Here is a 15,106-nt window from a genome sequence, read left to right as displayed (position 1 = left end):
CACCCGGTCGAAAATGGTAGTAATTCGAAATGTGGAGGGAGAATGGGTATGTATACGGGAAAAATTCGCCAAATCCTACTAATCACAGATGGGTGCTCCAATCAGGGTGAGGATCCGATTGCCATGGCTGCCCTAGCAAAGGAACAAGGAATTACGGTAAATGTTATCGGTGTAATGGAACAGGATGTCATTGATGAAAAAGGAATGACAGAGATTGATGGAATAGCGCGGTCAGGCGGCGGAGTCAGTCAAATTGTATATGCACAGCAGCTTTCCCAGACAGTACAGATGGTTACTCGAAAAGCAATGACACAAACCATACATGGGGTCGTAAATCGGGAATTGCAGCAAATTCTTGGCCGTTCCCAAACAATCGAAGACCTCCCGCCTGAAAAGCGAGGAGAAGTGATGGAGGTTGTCGATGAACTTGGGGAAACTGTCGAATTAGAGGTGTTGATTCTTGTCGATACAAGTGCGAGCATGAAGCACAAGCTTCCGACGGTGAAAGAGGCTCTACTTGACCTTTCCTTAAGCTTAAATGCCCGCACAGGAGAAAACCAATTCTCTGTATTTGTATTTCCCGGGAAAAAGAATGATGTCGAAAACATATTAGAGTGGACTCCAAAACTACAATCTTTGACAAGTATTTTTTCTCAGTTAACAACAGGGGGAATTACCCCGACAGGACCAGCGCTTCGTGCCGCTTTATCTTCCTTTAGTTCAAAACGATCATTAAGGAGTATGCTAGCCAGTGATGATGAATCATACTTTGAAGAATCGATGTAAAGTTAATCCTGGCACTGTTATCACTGGGAAATGGCATTCAAACAAATATACGGTCGTGAAGGAATTAGGATATGGTGCAAACGGCATTGTCTACCTTGCGAAATGGAATAACACTCATGTAGCACTGAAGATGAGTGACAACGGGATGTCAATCACCTCAGAGGTAAATGTGTTGAAATCATTTGCGAAGGTCCAAGGGTCTGCCCTCGGGCCTTCTTTGCTTGATGTAGATGATTGGAAAACAACTGATGGACAAATATCCTTTTATGCAATGGAATACATTCAAGGACCCGATTTGTTAACCTTTATCCAGCAAAAAGGGAAGTCATGGACGACGGTACTCTTTTTGCAATTATTAAATGACTTGAATAAGCTTCATGAAAATGGCTGGGTTTTTGGTGATTTAAAGCCTGAGAATCTGATTGTAACCGGTCCGACACCAAGAATTCGTTGTATTGATGTGGGTGGAACCACGATACAGGGAAGGGCAATAAAGGAGTTTACCGAGTTTTACGACCGGGGTTATTGGGGACTTGGTACTAGAAAAGCAGATCCTGGATACGATTTATTTGCCGTTGCCATGATTATGATTAATACCGCGTATCCAAAACGGTTTAACAAAACAACGGGTGGTATTATCCAGCTTAAAGAGGCGATAAGGAAACAGAAGGACTTACTGGGATGGGAAAAGGTAATCGTTAAGGCGCTTCAGGGTCATTACTACAGCGCACTAAAAATGAGATCAGACTTAATGTCATTAGTAATGGATAAGGATATAGCTAATCGTCCAGTTTCACCAAAGGTGCCGAATAAAGCTTTGGGAATGTCAAATGGTAATCAGCCACTATCCCGTCAATCGTATCGAAAGAAAAAGAAAAAAGGACGCTGGATGGAAACGATCCTCATTACCTGTACAATAGCATTTCTATACCTTATGTATATTCAAAAATTTTTATAATAAATGAAACTAATTGTTCATTCAATCGTAATAGATGGATACAGAAAAGCGAATGCCGTGCCGCTTTCGCTTTTCTTATTGCAAGCTCCAGTATCTAGGCGCTACCGCTTTTCTTATTTTTTGATACATCAGCCATTAAAGTGGTAAGCTATTGTTATTATTATTTTTACTAAAGAAATTTGTTTTTTAGGGAAGAATGTAAAATGTTAGAATCAAAGGTTGACGCTTTGCTTAAGCGCCATTCATTTCAACTAGAGAATAAAAATATTGTCGTCGCTGTATCGGGCGGTCCTGATTCTCTTGCGTTGCTTCATTATTTGTGGAGGCTGAAAGATACAAGGAATATCGCGATTGTTGCAGCCCATGTTGACCATATGTTCAGAGGTCAAGAATCACTGGAAGATGCCCTGTTCGTGAAAGCTTTTTGTGAGGAAAATGCTATTCCGTTTGAAATGGAGCGGATCAATGTTCCTGAGATTATCGAACAATCAGGACTTAATTCACAAACTGCAGCAAGGCAAGCTAGATATCAGTTTTTTGCGAAAGTAATGAAAAAATATGGCTATGATTACTTAGCCCTGGGCCATCATGGTGATGATCAAATTGAAACGATTCTCATGCGCTTAACGAGAGGAAGTACTGGAGCGGCAAGAGCTGGTATCCCTTTTTCCCGGGCATTTGCAACTGGGACACTTTTCCGGCCATTTTTAGGTTTAACAAAAGCGGAAATGAATGAATACTGCCGAAATTACCATTTAGAACCTAGGTTAGACCCAAGTAATGAGAAAAACATTTACAGCCGAAATCGATTTAGGCAAGAAGTGATCCCTTTTTTAAAAGCAGAAAATAGCCATGTTCATGACCATTTTCAACGATTTAGCGAGGAAATTCAGGCTGATGAGTTATTTCTACAGGAATTAACTGTCCAAACAATGAATACAGTAATGAAAACTAGAGAAAAGAACAAAATAACTATTGATATTTACCGATTTCTTGAGGTGCCAATTCCTTTACAAAGAAGAGGTATTCAACTAATATTAAACTATCTTTATAAAGTAAAACCTGCTTCATTATCAGCACTACATATAGATCAGACGTTTTCATTAATTCAGCACCCTCACCCTTCAGGAACACTTGATTTTCCCAATGGTTTAAAGATCATTCGCTCTTATAATCATTTGTCTTTCCAATTTGATATAAGTGCCGCATTGAATTATTCCTTTACGTTGAAAGAACCAGGTGTGATTGACCTGCCAAATGGTACGAGTGTCAAAATGTCCATCATTAAGGATAAGGAATTTGACTCTGGTGATGGCATGGCGATGTTTCCAGTTGACAAGATTAAACTTCCGTTAGTGATTCGAACGAGAAGAAATGGAGACCGCATGAGCCTTAAGGGAATGGCTGGAACGAAAAAACTGAAAGATATTTTTATCGATAACAAAATTCCAATTCAGGATCGAGATAGTTGGCCGGTGATCACGGATGCTTGTGGTTGTATACTGTGGCTGCCTGGATTGAAAAAAGCATCATTTGAAGGTATGGGTAACCCAGTTAATCAATATATACAACTCATATATCATAAGTAACGATCTTCTAGGGGGCACAAAAAATGATGAATCAGGATATTGAAAAGGTATTAGTTTCAGAAGAAGAAATTCAAGAAAAAATTAAGGTGTTAGCGGCAGAATTGACAGAGGAATATAAAGATAAATTTCCACTGGCAATTGGTGTTTTAAAAGGCGCAATGCCATTTATGGCAGATTTATTAAAGCGGATGGATTGCTATTTAGAAATGGATTTCATGGATGTTTCTAGCTATGGATCAGCTTTTGTATCATCGGGTGAAGTGAAAATTCTTAAGGATTTGGATACTTCTGTTGAGGGAAGAGATATCTTAATCATTGAAGATATCATTGACAGCGGCTTAACATTAAGCTATTTGGTTGATCTTTTCAAATACCGGAAAGCAAAATCCATCAAAATTGTTACTTTGCTGGATAAACCAACAGGAAGGAAAAGTGCAATTAAGGCAGACTACGTAGGTTTTATTGTTCCAGATGAGTTTGTGGTCGGCTATGGTTTAGATTATATCGAAAAGTATCGAAATCTACCATATATTGGTGTTTTGAAGCCGGAAGTATATAGCACGAACGAATAAGTAAAACTTAGATAATGGAAGTATGAAGTAAATGATAACGCTAGGATTTAAAGTGTAATTTCTTGAATTACCATGATTTTCTATGATACATTTATGACAGTTTTTACCCGCGGGAGGAGGTAAGAGATGAATCGGATTTTCCGTAATACCATCTTTTATTTATTGATATTTTTAGTAATCATTGGCGTGGTCAGCTTCTTTAATGGCAGTAACGAACCAACTGATAATATTTCGTATGACAAGTTTGTTGCCCACTTAGAAGCAAAGGAAGTTAAACAATTTTCAATGCAGCCTGAACGAGGTGTCTTTGAAGTTCGCGGGCAATTTGATGAAGATGTAAATAAAGGTAAAAACTTTATTACCTATGTTCCAAACAGCGAGAAGATACTTGAACGTATTGATCAAGCTGGATCGAAGGTTGAAGTAATGCCTGCTAAAGAAACTAGCGGCTGGGTTACATTCTTTACATCCATTATTCCTTTTGTGATTATCTTTATTTTATTTTTCTTCTTATTAAACCAAGCTCAAGGCGGCGGAAGCCGAGTAATGAACTTTGGCAAAAGTAAAGCCAAGCTTTATAACGACGATAAGAAAAAGGTCCGTTTTAAGGATGTAGCTGGTGCAGATGAAGAAAAGCAGGAATTAGTTGAAGTGGTAGAATTCTTGAAGGATCCAAGAAAGTTTGCTGAACTTGGTGCCCGTATTCCAAAAGGGGTACTTCTTGTAGGACCTCCAGGGACTGGTAAAACATTACTTGCCAGGGCAACAGCAGGAGAAGCTGGCGTGCCATTCTTCTCAATCAGTGGTTCTGATTTCGTAGAAATGTTTGTCGGTGTCGGGGCTTCACGGGTTCGTGATTTATTTGAAAACGCGAAGAAAAATGCTCCATGTATTATCTTCATTGATGAAATTGATGCTGTTGGACGTCAACGTGGTGCTGGTTTAGGCGGAGGTCATGATGAACGTGAACAGACCTTGAACCAACTTCTTGTTGAAATGGATGGTTTTGGTGCAAATGAAGGAATTATTATCATTGCAGCAACAAACCGTGCGGATATTTTGGACCCTGCGTTATTGCGTCCGGGACGCTTTGACCGTCAAATTACGGTTGACCGACCAGATGTCATTGGTCGTGAAGCAGTCTTAAAAGTACATGCTCGTAATAAACCGTTAGATGACTCCGTTAATTTAAAAAATATTGCGATGCGTACCCCAGGTTTTTCAGGTGCGGATTTAGAGAATCTATTGAACGAAGCGGCACTAGTGGCAGCTCGTGCAAGTAAAAAGAAAATTGATATGGAAGATATTGATGAAGCGACAGATAGAGTCATTGCTGGTCCAGCTAAAAAGAGCCGAGTCATTTCTGAAAAGGAACGAAATATCGTGGCTTTCCATGAAGCTGGCCATACAGTCATTGGATTAGTCCTAGATGAGGCTGACATGGTTCACAAGGTAACCATCGTTCCACGTGGGCAAGCTGGAGGATATGCGGTTATGCTTCCTCGTGAAGATCGTTACTTTATGACTAAGCCTGAGTTGCTCGATAAAATTACCGGTTTATTAGGTGGACGTGTAGCTGAAGAAATCGTCTTTGGTGAAGTGAGCACCGGTGCCCATAACGACTTCCAACGTGCGACAGGAATTGCTCGTAAGATGGTCACTGAATATGGTATGAGTGATAAGCTTGGGCCATTGCAGTTTGGTCAAGCACAAGGTCAAGTTTTCTTAGGGCGTGACCTGCATAATGAACAAAATTATTCAGATGCAATTGCATATGAAATTGACCTAGAAATTCAACAGATTATTAAAGATTGCTACGAAAAGGCAAGAAAGATTCTATCCGAAAATCGCGATAAATTAGATCTTATTGCTAAAACACTTCTTGAAGTGGAAACACTTGTGGCAGAACAGATCAAATACTTGGTTGACCATGGTCATATGCCTGAGCCTACATTAGCATTGGAAAGCGTTCCAGTAGGTCCGAAAAAAACAGATGATGTCAAGGTAACCATCAGCACAAAGAAGGATGAAGAAACGGATAAACCGTCTTCAGATCTGGATAGTAAGTAAAACGGTTAAAAGAGTGCTTCTCTATTGAGCACTCTTTTTTTTCGAAAAAATAATAATTATGATATGATGTTTGCAGTGTAACCAAAAGAAAAATCTCGATAAAGTGAGTGATCGTTTTGATTTTCGTATTTGACGTTGGAAATACAAATACTGTTTTAGGTGTATATGAGGGCGAGGAACTAAAATATCACTGGCGTGTAGAAACTCATCGAAATCGGACGGAAGATGAGTTTGGAATGATTGTTAAGAACTTATTTGACGCTTCAGGGTTATCGTTTTCACAAATCGATGGGATTATCATTTCATCTGTTGTCCCGCCGATTATGTTTTCTCTAGAAAGAATGTGTAAAAAGTATTTTCATATTAATCCTATGGTTGTTGGTCCGGGAATGAAGACAGGGCTTAATATTAAATATGAAAACCCAAGAGAGGTTGGAGCTGACCGAATTGTGAATGCAGTCGCAGCGATTCATGAATACGGAAGTCCGCTAATTATCGTAGATTTTGGCACAGCAACCACGTATTGCTATATCAATGAACAGCGTCAGTACATGGGTGGAGCCATTGCGCCTGGTGTAGGTATTTCAACAGAAGCACTTTACACAAAAGCTTCTAAACTTCCACGGATCGAAATCGCCCGCCCCGAAGGAGTTATTGGGAAAAATACCGTTGCGGCCATGCAGGCTGGTATTGTTTATGGGTATGTCGGTCAGGTAGAAGGAATTGTGAAAAGGATGATGGATCAGAGTGAACAACGGCCGACGGTTATTGCGACTGGAGGATTATCTAGCTTAATTGCGCAAGAATCCACGGTGATCGATGTTGTCGATCCATTTTTAACTTTAAAAGGACTGCAATTAATCTATAAGCGTAATATGGATAATATAAGGAATGGATAGTGCTTACCATACAGCCAGAAAGGAGTTACACAATGAATGATTATTTAGTTAAGGCTTTAGCTTATGATGGCCAAATTAGAGCCTATGCTGTCCGCACAACGGAGATTGTGACAGAGGCACAGCGAAAACATGGAACATGGAGAACCGCTTCTGCTGCACTTGGCCGTTCCCTTACTGCTGGAGTCATGATGGGAGCAATGCTAAAGGGCGATAATAAACTTACGATTAAAATTGACGGTGGAGGCCCGCTTGGTGTTATCCTTGTCGATAGTAATGCCAAAGGGGAGGTCCGCGGTTACGTAACAAACCCTGAGGTGGATTTTGAAGCAAATGAGCATGGGAAGCTTGATGTCCGCCGTGCGGTCGGCACCACCGGGACTTTAACGATTGTGAAGGATGTTGGGATGCGTGACTTCTTTTCTGGTCAGGTACCGATCGTCTCTGGTGAATTAGGAGAAGACTTCACCTATTATTTTGCTACTTCAGAGCAGGTACCTTCATCCGTTGGGGTGGGTGTACTTGTTAATCCAGATGATTCGATTCTTGCTGCTGGAGGCTTTATATTTCAATTAATGCCGGGGATACAGGATGAAACGATTACAAAAGTGGAAGAGCGCTTAAAGTCGATTCCGCCAATCTCGAAATTAGTGCAAAATGGTTTGAGTCCTGAAGAGATTCTTGAGGAGTTATTTACAAAAGAGCATGTGAATGTCCTTGAAACCATGCCTGTGAAATTCCAATGCGTCTGCTCCAAGGAGCGCTTTGCTGATGCGATTGTCGGTTTAGGGTCGGCTGAAATTGAAGCAATGATTATTGAGGATGGACAGGCAGAAGCTCACTGCCATTTTTGCAATGAACGTTATAACTTTACCAAGGAAGAATTAGAAGAACTACAAAGTCAGGCTAAATAAGCATTTGGGGGGAGGATTAATTGAAGCGGAAGCAGCTTTGGATTGTGATAGCAGCCCTTATTATGCTTAACTGTTTAACCGTTGCTTTTTTCCTTTCAAAGATGAATGAGGCGGGCGGTGCGGTGTTAAAAGAAGCTGTAGCGACCATTGGGAAGAGTGAGATTTCTAGACAAGAGTGGCTCAATGAATTAGAGAAACGGTATGGAAAAGATGTCCTTAAGGATATGATTGATCAACAAGTTATCCGAGAGATGGCGGAGAAATATAAAATTAAGGTATCGGAAAAGGATGTAGAACGGGAGTATCGAATTCTTCGAACCACTTATAATCCTTCCAGTGAAACGAAAACTAGCGAAAAAGAGTGGAAAAGACAAATCCGCAACACATTGATGCAAGAGGAAATTTTGACTAGAGATGTTGTTATCTCTGACAAAGAGATGAAAAGCTTTTACGAGAAAAACGAGGAGCTTTTTAATATTCCTACTGCCTATCATTTAGCACATATCATTGTCAAAACGGAAGAAGAGGCAAATAAGGCAATAAAGGAACTCTCAGAAGGGTCGAATTTTGCAGCATTAGCAATGGAAAAATCGATTGAGGAGTTTTCGGCGAATGAGGGAGGCAATATTGGTTTTCTGATTGAAGGGGAAGAACGCTATCCTGCAGAGTACTTAAAAGCAGCTAAGAAGCTTAAGAAAGGTGCGTGGAGCGATCCGATTAAAGTAGATCAAGGATTTGCCATAGTAAAACTCGAAGGAAAACTAAAAGACGTAAAATATTCCTATAAAGATGTAAAACAGCAAATTCGCCGAGAAATTGCTTTAGAGCAAATGAAAACATCCGCCTCCGCCGAAACCTTCTGGGAAGAAGCAAAAGTCGAATGGTTTTACGACAAAAAAGAATCAAACTAGTGAAGGTGCAGAATCTAATTCTGTACTTTTCTTTTTGGAGTCACTAATTTGTCAAATTCTTTCGAAAAATTAAATAGCAAAACAATTGACAAAACATGTATAAAACTGTTAAATTCAAATTAAATAAATCCAATAAAAATACTCGGAATAGAGGTGCGCATAATGGTACGCGTTGCAAATTCAGTTGCCGAATTAGTCGGTCAAACACCTATTGTAAAATTAAACAGATTAGTAGATGAAAATAGTGCTGAGGTTTATTTAAAGTTAGAATACTTCAACCCGGGCAGCAGTGTTAAAGATCGAATTGCATTAGCTATGATAGAAGCTGCGGAGGAAAAAGGCTTAATCAAACCTGGTGTGGATACAATCATTGAGCCTACTAGTGGAAATACAGGTATCGGTCTAGCGATGGTTGCAGCAGCAAAAGGATATAAGGCAATTTTTGTCATGCCAGAGACCATGAGCTTAGAAAGAAGAAATCTTCTACGTGCGTATGGGGCTGAACTAGTATTAACACCTGGACCAGAGGGAATGAAAGGTGCTATTGCAAAAGCGAATGCACTGGCTGAAGAGAATGGTTACTTTGTACCACAGCAATTTGAAAATGAAGCCAATCCTGAAGTACACCGCAGAACAACCGGTAAGGAAATAGTTGAACAAATGGATCAACTGGATGCATTTATTTCAGGTATCGGTACTGGTGGAACGATCACAGGCGCAGGAGAGGTTCTTCGTGAGAAGTTCCCTAATGTGAAAATTTTTGCTGTTGAGCCTACTGATTCACCAGTATTATCTGGCGGAAAGCCTGGCCCACATAAGATTCAAGGGATTGGAGCAGGTTTTGTTCCGGGAGTACTCAATACCGAAATCTATGATGAAGTAATACAGGTCCAAGCGGATGAAGCATTTGCAGCATCCCGCCGTGCAGCAAAAGAAGAAGGTATCCTTGGGGGAATCTCATCAGGTGCAGCAATCCATGCGGCATTAGAGTTAGCGAAAAAATTAGGAAAAGGTAAAAAGGTACTAGCGATCATTCCTGATAATGGTGAACGTTACCTAAGCACAGCGCTTTACCAATATGAAAACTAATAAACGTTCAAAAGAGGTTAGCGATTTGCTAACTTCTTTTTTTGTTCAAATATCATTCTTCTTGTATGATGTAAGGAGTAGAAAAAATGAAAAGAGGGATGACCAAATTGCAGACAACTAGTAATCACAGCATTCATTGTGGCCGCTATACGTTAGAACTGGGGAAGAAAACAATGATTATGGGGATATTAAATGCCACGCCAGATTCTTTCTCAGATGGGGGCCAATACAATCATATCGAAACGGCAGTTATGCATGCGAAAAACATGGTGGAAAATGGGGCTGATATCATCGATGTTGGCGGTGAATCCACACGTCCAGGACATGCAGCTGTCTCAGTAGAAGAGGAGTTAAACAGGGTCATTCCCATTATTAAAGCTCTATCCCGGAATATTAATGTTCCGATTTCGATCGATACATATAAAGCGGAGGTAGCCAAACACGCAATTGAGGCGGGTGCACATATCATTAATGATGTATGGGGGGCAAAAGCCGACATAAGAATGGCGCAGGTTGCGGCAGATTACAATGTCCCGATTATCCTGATGCATAATCGTCCAGACCGGAATTATCAGCTGTTTATCAGAGATGTCATGAATGATTTATATGAGAGTATAAACCTCGTGAAACAAGCTGGGGTAAAGGACGAAAATATTATTCTTGATCCAGGCATTGGTTTTGCGAAAGACTATCAGGAAAATATTCAAATGATGCAGCATTTAGATGTGTTAACAGCAACGGGCTATCCCGTCCTTTTAGCAACATCAAGAAAGACAATGATTGGTACTGCCCTCGATCTTCCTGTGAACGAAAGAATGGAAGGGACAGGGGCGACCATCTGCTACGGTATTCAAAAGGGCTGCCATATCATACGAGTTCATGATGTAAAGGAAATGAGCAGAATGGCGAAAATGATGGATGCGCTAATGGGGAAGGGTGTAAGCAATGGATAAAATCTATGTCAACCAGATGGAGTTTTATGGCTATCATGGCGTCTTTCCAGAAGAAACAAGACTTGGACAGCGTTTTATCGTGGATTTAATGGTCCATGTAGATTTAAAAAAAGCGGGAGAAACGGATGAACTAGAACATTCCGTTAACTATGGAGAGCTCTTTCAAGTATGTAAAGAGATCGTTGAAGGAAAACCCTTTAAATTGGTGGAAGCAGTGGCTGAAAAAATGGCAGAGTCTATTCTGTGTAAGTTCCCTCTGATAGCTGAAACGACTGTTAAGGTTATTAAACCAGATCCCCCGATTCCAGGTCATTACAAGTCAGTCGCCGTAGAAATTACGAGGAGTAGATAAAAATGGGAAATACAGTATTTATTGCCCTTGGATCAAATATCGGTAATCGTTATGATTACTTAAGGAAAGCTATTCAACGATTAAATCATTATCCGGAAGTGAAGTTGGTAAATTACTCCTCTGTTTATGAAACAGATCCTGTTGGATATGAAGACCAAGATTTATTTTTAAACATGGTGATAGAGGTCCAGACTGAATGGAGCGCCCATGAGCTATTGAATACATGCTTAACAACAGAGGTAGAACTTGGAAGGAAAAGAGATGTCCGCTGGGGACCGCGGACAATTGACCTTGACATTCTCCTTTATAACCAAGAAAATATTGAAACAGAGAAACTAATTGTTCCCCACCCAAGGATGGGGGAACGGAATTTTGTGATGATTCCTCTGTTAGAGATAAATCCTGACATCATTATTCCAGGTAAGGAAACATCATTAGAATCAGGGATAAACGAATTACCTAACAAAGAAGGAGTCCGAGTATGGAAGCGGAAAAATGGGGTAGACGTATTCGAGCCTATCGAAAGCTAAAAGGTTATACACAGGAGAGTTTCTCGAAGGAATTAGGTGTATCAGTTTCAATCATTGGGGAGATCGAAAGGGGAAATCGCCTGCCGACAGGAGATTTACTTGAAAAAATCGGTCAAACCTTAAACATAAGTATTGAAGAATTAGCACCTTCTATTGAATAAGTAGGAGAGGAGGTTTCGGCATGTTGAAAATTGGCGATATCCAGATGAAGAACCAAGTAGTGTTAGCACCAATGGCCGGAGTATGTAATTCAGCCTTCCGTTTAACGGTGAAAGAATTTGGAGCAGGTCTTGTATGTGCAGAAATGGTTAGTGATAAAGGAATTGTTCTCAAAAATGAAAAAACAATGAATATGCTTTATGTTGATGAGCGGGAAAAGCCACTTAGTCTGCAAATCTTCGGTGGCGAAAAAGAAACTCTTGTTGAGGCAGCTCGATTTGTCGATAAAAATACGAATGCGGATATTATCGATATCAACATGGGCTGTCCGGTTCCGAAAATCACAAAATGTGACGCAGGAGCAAAATGGCTTCTTGACCCCAACAAAATCTATGAAATGGTTTCAGCTGTTGTAGATGCTGTAGAAAAGCCTGTTACTGTAAAAATGCGAATGGGTTGGGACGAAGATCATATTTATGCAGTTAAAAATGCACAGGCTGTTGAACGTGCAGGAGGAAAAGCCGTTGCTCTCCATGGACGGACTCGTGTGCAAATGTATGAAGGAATAGCAAACTGGGACATTATCAAAGAGGTGAAGCAAGCAATCAATATCCCTCTTATTGGCAATGGTGATGTCCAAACTCCACAGGACGCAAAGAGAATGCTGGATGAAACCGGCTGTGACGGCGTGATGATCGGAAGAGCGGCTCTGGGGAATCCTTGGATGATTTATCGTACTGTTCAATTTCTTGAATCGGGAAAACTATTAGGTGAGCCATCTGTCCGTGAAAAAATGGATGTTTGTATCTTACACTTGGATCGTTTAATCGCACTTAAAGATGAGTATATTGCCGTAAGGGAAATGCGTAAGCATGCTGCTTGGTATTTAAAAGGCGTACCGGGAAATGGAAAGTTTCGGAATACGATTAATGAATGTAATACCCGTGACCAGCTAGTAACGCTATTAAATGATATGGTCGCTGAAGTAGAAGTGAGGGAAAGTCAGGTTATAGTAGGATAAATTTGACTTTACTAATCACGTTTTCTATAATGTTTTTGACTAAAAGCAAGCTGCCAGTGGAAATACTGGCAGTTTTTCTATAAGATAAGAATGTTTAACATAAGACTTTGAGAATTATCCAGCTCCAGCGCCCTAGCGGCTAGTGTCCTTCGCTCTCCGCCCTACGATAAGTCAAGCACGAATGCGCTATCGCTCTTCGTGTTTCCTTTATCTCGGTTGGAGCGCTCCATAAAGGAAGGCTTCGTAAGCATTGGCATCGCACGAAGGAAAAGTGTTTTTCTTTTTCGAGGAGGCCATACGCCGCTGACCAGGGCGCTTCCGCTTTTCTTATATATTAATCTTTTTTTAATGTCTGAATTCGCAAGTTTGTGTAAAATAATAAAGTATGTAGAAAAAATGAATGCCGCAGCTTGAATGCGACTTACATAATAAAGAAAGTATTGGAGTTGATTAAGCGTGAGTCAGGAAGAATTAAATGACCAGTTTTTGGTAAGACGTGAAAAAATGAACGCAATGCGTGAAAATGGGTTAGATCCATTCGGTAAACGATTTGAACGTTCTCATAGTATCAAAGAATTAGTTGAGCAATATGGGGAGTTAGAAAAAGAAGAGATAGAAACGAAGAATGTATCTGTTTCACTTGCTGGTCGAATGATGACAAAGCGTGGAAAAGGAAAAGCTGGTTTTGCTAATATTCAAGATTTGTCTGGGCAAATTCAAGTGTATGTACGACAAGATGCAGTTGGTGAGTCCGCGTATGAAATATTTGATAGCTCAGATTTAGGAGATATCATCGGGGTTAAAGGAACCTTATTTAAAACAAAAGTTGGTGAGCTTTCTGTTAAAGTTCAAGAATTTGAATTCTTAACAAAAGCACTACGTCCATTACCGGATAAATTCCATGGTCTTAAGGATGTGGAGCAGCGCTACCGTCAACGTTACTTAGATTTAATCGTCAGCCAAGAAAGTAAGGAGACTTTTATTTCAAGAAGTAAAATTATTCAATCTATGCGCCGCTATTTAGATAATAACGGATATTTAGAAGTGGAAACACCAATGATGCATTCCATTGCAGGTGGTGCTTCTGCTCGACCGTTCATTACACATCATAATGCTCTTGATATGGAGTTATATATGAGGATTGCGATTGAGCTTCATTTAAAACGTCTGATCGTTGGTGGTCTTGAAAAAGTTTATGAAATTGGACGAGTATTCCGTAATGAAGGTGTATCTACCCGACACAATCCTGAGTTTACGATGATTGAACTTTACGAGGCTTATGCTGATTATCGCGATATTATGAGTTTAACTGAGAATCTAATTGCCCATATTGCCCAAGAAGTATTAGGAACTACAATTGTTCAATATGGTGATTATGAAGTAGATCTTACTCCAGAGTGGAAAAGACTTCATATGGTTGATGCCATTAAAGAATACACTGGAGTCGACTTCTGGAAAGAAACGAGTGTTGAAGATGCCCGTGCGATTGCAAAAGAACATGGGGTGGAAATTACTGAACATATGCTTTACGGACATATCGTCAATGAATTCTTCGAGCAAAAAGTAGAAGAAAAGCTAATTCAGCCTACCTTCATTTACGGTCACCCGGTTGAAATTTCTCCGCTTGCGAAGAAAAATGATGAAGACCCAAGATTCACAGATCGTTTTGAACTATTTATCGTTGCGCGTGAGCATGCGAATGCATTTACAGAGCTTAATGATCCAATTGATCAGCGTGAACGTTTCGAAGCGCAATTAAAAGAACGTGAACAAGGTAATGATGAAGCGCATGAAATGGATGAAGATTTCGTTGAGGCATTGGAGTACGGAATGCCTCCTACTGGCGGCCTAGGTATCGGAATTGACCGCCTAGTTATGTTATTAACCAATTCACCATCGATTCGTGATGTATTATTATTCCCATTAATGAGACATCGTTAATTTTTTAACACCGGCTCCTGAGCCGGTGTTATTTTATTTCATACATGAAGGAATTTGAAAATTGTTACTTTAATATTTTGCTGAAAAAGTTATTGCACACATGAAATAATGATGGTATATTAATATCTGTTGTTGCGAAACAACGAAGTTTTAAAAAAGAAATAAAAAAAGTTATTGACTTTAAGTTGATAACTTGATATTATAAGAAAGTCGCCTTTGAGCGATTCGAAGAAATTGATCTTTGAAAACTAAACAAACAAAAACGTCAACAAACAATAATATTTTAGTTTCTACTATAGAAACTAAGCCAACGTAACTTTATGAGCTATATCAACTTTCTTGGAGAGTTTGATCCTGGCTCAGGA

The 15,106-nt window shown here is 40.0% G+C and carries 15 protein-coding genes; all 15 read left to right on the top strand.

Features of this window, described 5'->3' with window-relative positions; all coding sequences use genetic code 11:
• Nucleotides 1-48 precede the first annotated feature (48 nt).
• The 15 genes from ACWM35_RS24085 (at nucleotide 49) to lysS (ending at nucleotide 14,741) form a co-directional block, all read left to right on the top strand.
• A complete protein-coding gene (locus tag ACWM35_RS24085) occupies nucleotides 49-786 on the top strand; it encodes a VWA domain-containing protein (protein ID WP_454821469.1) in 738 nt (245 codons plus the stop codon).
• Nucleotides 755-1,744 carry a protein kinase domain-containing protein gene (locus ACWM35_RS24080; protein WP_454821468.1) on the top strand — a complete coding sequence of 330 codons (990 nt, stop codon included), beginning with the start codon at nucleotides 755-757 and terminating at the stop codon, nucleotides 1,742-1,744. The genes ACWM35_RS24085 and ACWM35_RS24080 overlap by 32 nt, the downstream gene beginning before the upstream one ends.
• Nucleotides 1,745-1,947: 203 nt before the next feature.
• Nucleotides 1,948-3,333, top strand: coding sequence for a tRNA lysidine(34) synthetase TilS (gene tilS, locus ACWM35_RS24075; protein WP_454821431.1), 1,386 nt, complete (start codon nucleotides 1,948-1,950; stop codon nucleotides 3,331-3,333).
• 26 nt (nucleotides 3,334-3,359) lie between these two features.
• On the top strand, nucleotides 3,360-3,905 hold the full coding sequence (hpt, locus tag ACWM35_RS24070; RefSeq protein ID WP_454821467.1) for a hypoxanthine phosphoribosyltransferase: 546 nt from the start codon (nucleotides 3,360-3,362) through the stop codon (nucleotides 3,903-3,905).
• Between the two features lie 126 nt (nucleotides 3,906-4,031).
• Nucleotides 4,032-5,975: an ATP-dependent zinc metalloprotease FtsH gene (gene ftsH / locus ACWM35_RS24065; protein WP_454821430.1), complete on the top strand. Its 1,944-nt coding sequence runs from the start codon at nucleotides 4,032-4,034 to the stop codon at nucleotides 5,973-5,975.
• Nucleotides 5,976-6,091: 116 nt separating this feature from the next.
• Nucleotides 6,092-6,874 carry a type III pantothenate kinase gene (locus tag ACWM35_RS24060; protein ID WP_454821429.1) on the top strand — a complete coding sequence of 261 codons (783 nt, stop codon included), beginning with the start codon at nucleotides 6,092-6,094 and terminating at the stop codon, nucleotides 6,872-6,874.
• A 32-nt stretch (nucleotides 6,875-6,906) separates the two neighbouring features.
• Nucleotides 6,907-7,785 carry an Hsp33 family molecular chaperone HslO gene (gene hslO / locus ACWM35_RS24055; RefSeq protein WP_454821428.1) on the top strand — a complete coding sequence of 293 codons (879 nt, stop codon included), beginning with the start codon at nucleotides 6,907-6,909 and terminating at the stop codon, nucleotides 7,783-7,785.
• 20 nt (nucleotides 7,786-7,805) lie between these two features.
• A complete protein-coding gene (locus tag ACWM35_RS24050; protein WP_454821427.1) occupies nucleotides 7,806-8,696 on the top strand; it encodes a peptidyl-prolyl cis-trans isomerase in 891 nt (296 codons plus the stop codon).
• 162 nt (nucleotides 8,697-8,858) lie between these two features.
• Complete coding sequence (cysK, locus tag ACWM35_RS24045) at nucleotides 8,859-9,785, top strand: cysteine synthase A (protein WP_454821426.1); 927 nt, start codon at nucleotides 8,859-8,861, stop codon at nucleotides 9,783-9,785.
• A gap of 86 nt (nucleotides 9,786-9,871) precedes the next feature.
• A complete protein-coding gene (gene folP / locus ACWM35_RS24040; protein WP_454821425.1) occupies nucleotides 9,872-10,738 on the top strand; it encodes a dihydropteroate synthase in 867 nt (288 codons plus the stop codon).
• Nucleotides 10,731-11,090, top strand: a complete 360-nt coding sequence (gene folB, locus ACWM35_RS24035) for a dihydroneopterin aldolase (protein ID WP_454821424.1) — start codon at nucleotides 10,731-10,733, stop codon at nucleotides 11,088-11,090. Before folP ends, folB begins: the two co-directional genes overlap by 8 nt.
• 2 nt (nucleotides 11,091-11,092) lie before the next feature.
• The gene (gene folK / locus ACWM35_RS24030; RefSeq protein ID WP_454821423.1) at nucleotides 11,093-11,620 is read left to right on the top strand and encodes a 2-amino-4-hydroxy-6-hydroxymethyldihydropteridine diphosphokinase; all 528 of its coding nucleotides are present in this window, start codon (nucleotides 11,093-11,095) and stop codon (nucleotides 11,618-11,620) included.
• Nucleotides 11,572-11,781, top strand: coding sequence for a helix-turn-helix domain-containing protein (locus ACWM35_RS24025; protein ID WP_454821422.1), 210 nt, complete (start codon nucleotides 11,572-11,574; stop codon nucleotides 11,779-11,781). Before folK ends, ACWM35_RS24025 begins: the two co-directional genes overlap by 49 nt.
• Nucleotides 11,782-11,801: 20 nt before the next feature.
• On the top strand, nucleotides 11,802-12,800 hold the full coding sequence (dusB, locus tag ACWM35_RS24020; protein ID WP_454821421.1) for a tRNA dihydrouridine synthase DusB: 999 nt from the start codon (nucleotides 11,802-11,804) through the stop codon (nucleotides 12,798-12,800).
• Between the two features lie 456 nt (nucleotides 12,801-13,256).
• On the top strand, nucleotides 13,257-14,741 hold the full coding sequence (gene lysS / locus ACWM35_RS24015) for a lysine--tRNA ligase (RefSeq protein WP_454821420.1): 1,485 nt from the start codon (nucleotides 13,257-13,259) through the stop codon (nucleotides 14,739-14,741).
• Nucleotides 14,742-15,106 lie beyond the last annotated feature (365 nt).

The sequence above is a fragment of the Neobacillus sp. K501 genome, assembly GCF_053749995.1.
This window is presented reverse-complemented; position numbering and strand designations above follow the sequence as displayed.

What these genes read in the sequence shown, in the direction of transcription:
- ACWM35_RS24085 (WP_454821469.1), top strand. Translation starts at nt 49, where the DNA reads ATGTATACGGGAAAAATTCGCCAAATCCTACTAATCACAGATGGGTGC.
- ACWM35_RS24080 (WP_454821468.1), top strand. Translation starts at nt 755, where the DNA reads ATGATGAATCATACTTTGAAGAATCGATGTAAAGTTAATCCTGGCACT.
- tilS (WP_454821431.1), top strand. Translation starts at nt 1,948, where the DNA reads ATGTTAGAATCAAAGGTTGACGCTTTGCTTAAGCGCCATTCATTTCAA.
- hpt (WP_454821467.1), top strand. Translation starts at nt 3,360, where the DNA reads ATGAATCAGGATATTGAAAAGGTATTAGTTTCAGAAGAAGAAATTCAA.
- ftsH (WP_454821430.1), top strand. Translation starts at nt 4,032, where the DNA reads ATGAATCGGATTTTCCGTAATACCATCTTTTATTTATTGATATTTTTA.
- hslO (WP_454821428.1), top strand. Translation starts at nt 6,907, where the DNA reads ATGAATGATTATTTAGTTAAGGCTTTAGCTTATGATGGCCAAATTAGA.
- cysK (WP_454821426.1), top strand. Translation starts at nt 8,859, where the DNA reads ATGGTACGCGTTGCAAATTCAGTTGCCGAATTAGTCGGTCAAACACCT.
- folP (WP_454821425.1), top strand. Translation starts at nt 9,872, where the DNA reads ATGAAAAGAGGGATGACCAAATTGCAGACAACTAGTAATCACAGCATT.
- folB (WP_454821424.1), top strand. Translation starts at nt 10,731, where the DNA reads ATGGATAAAATCTATGTCAACCAGATGGAGTTTTATGGCTATCATGGC.
- folK (WP_454821423.1), top strand. Translation starts at nt 11,093, where the DNA reads ATGGGAAATACAGTATTTATTGCCCTTGGATCAAATATCGGTAATCGT.
- ACWM35_RS24025 (WP_454821422.1), top strand. Translation starts at nt 11,572, where the DNA reads ATGGAAGCGGAAAAATGGGGTAGACGTATTCGAGCCTATCGAAAGCTA.
- dusB (WP_454821421.1), top strand. Translation starts at nt 11,802, where the DNA reads ATGTTGAAAATTGGCGATATCCAGATGAAGAACCAAGTAGTGTTAGCA.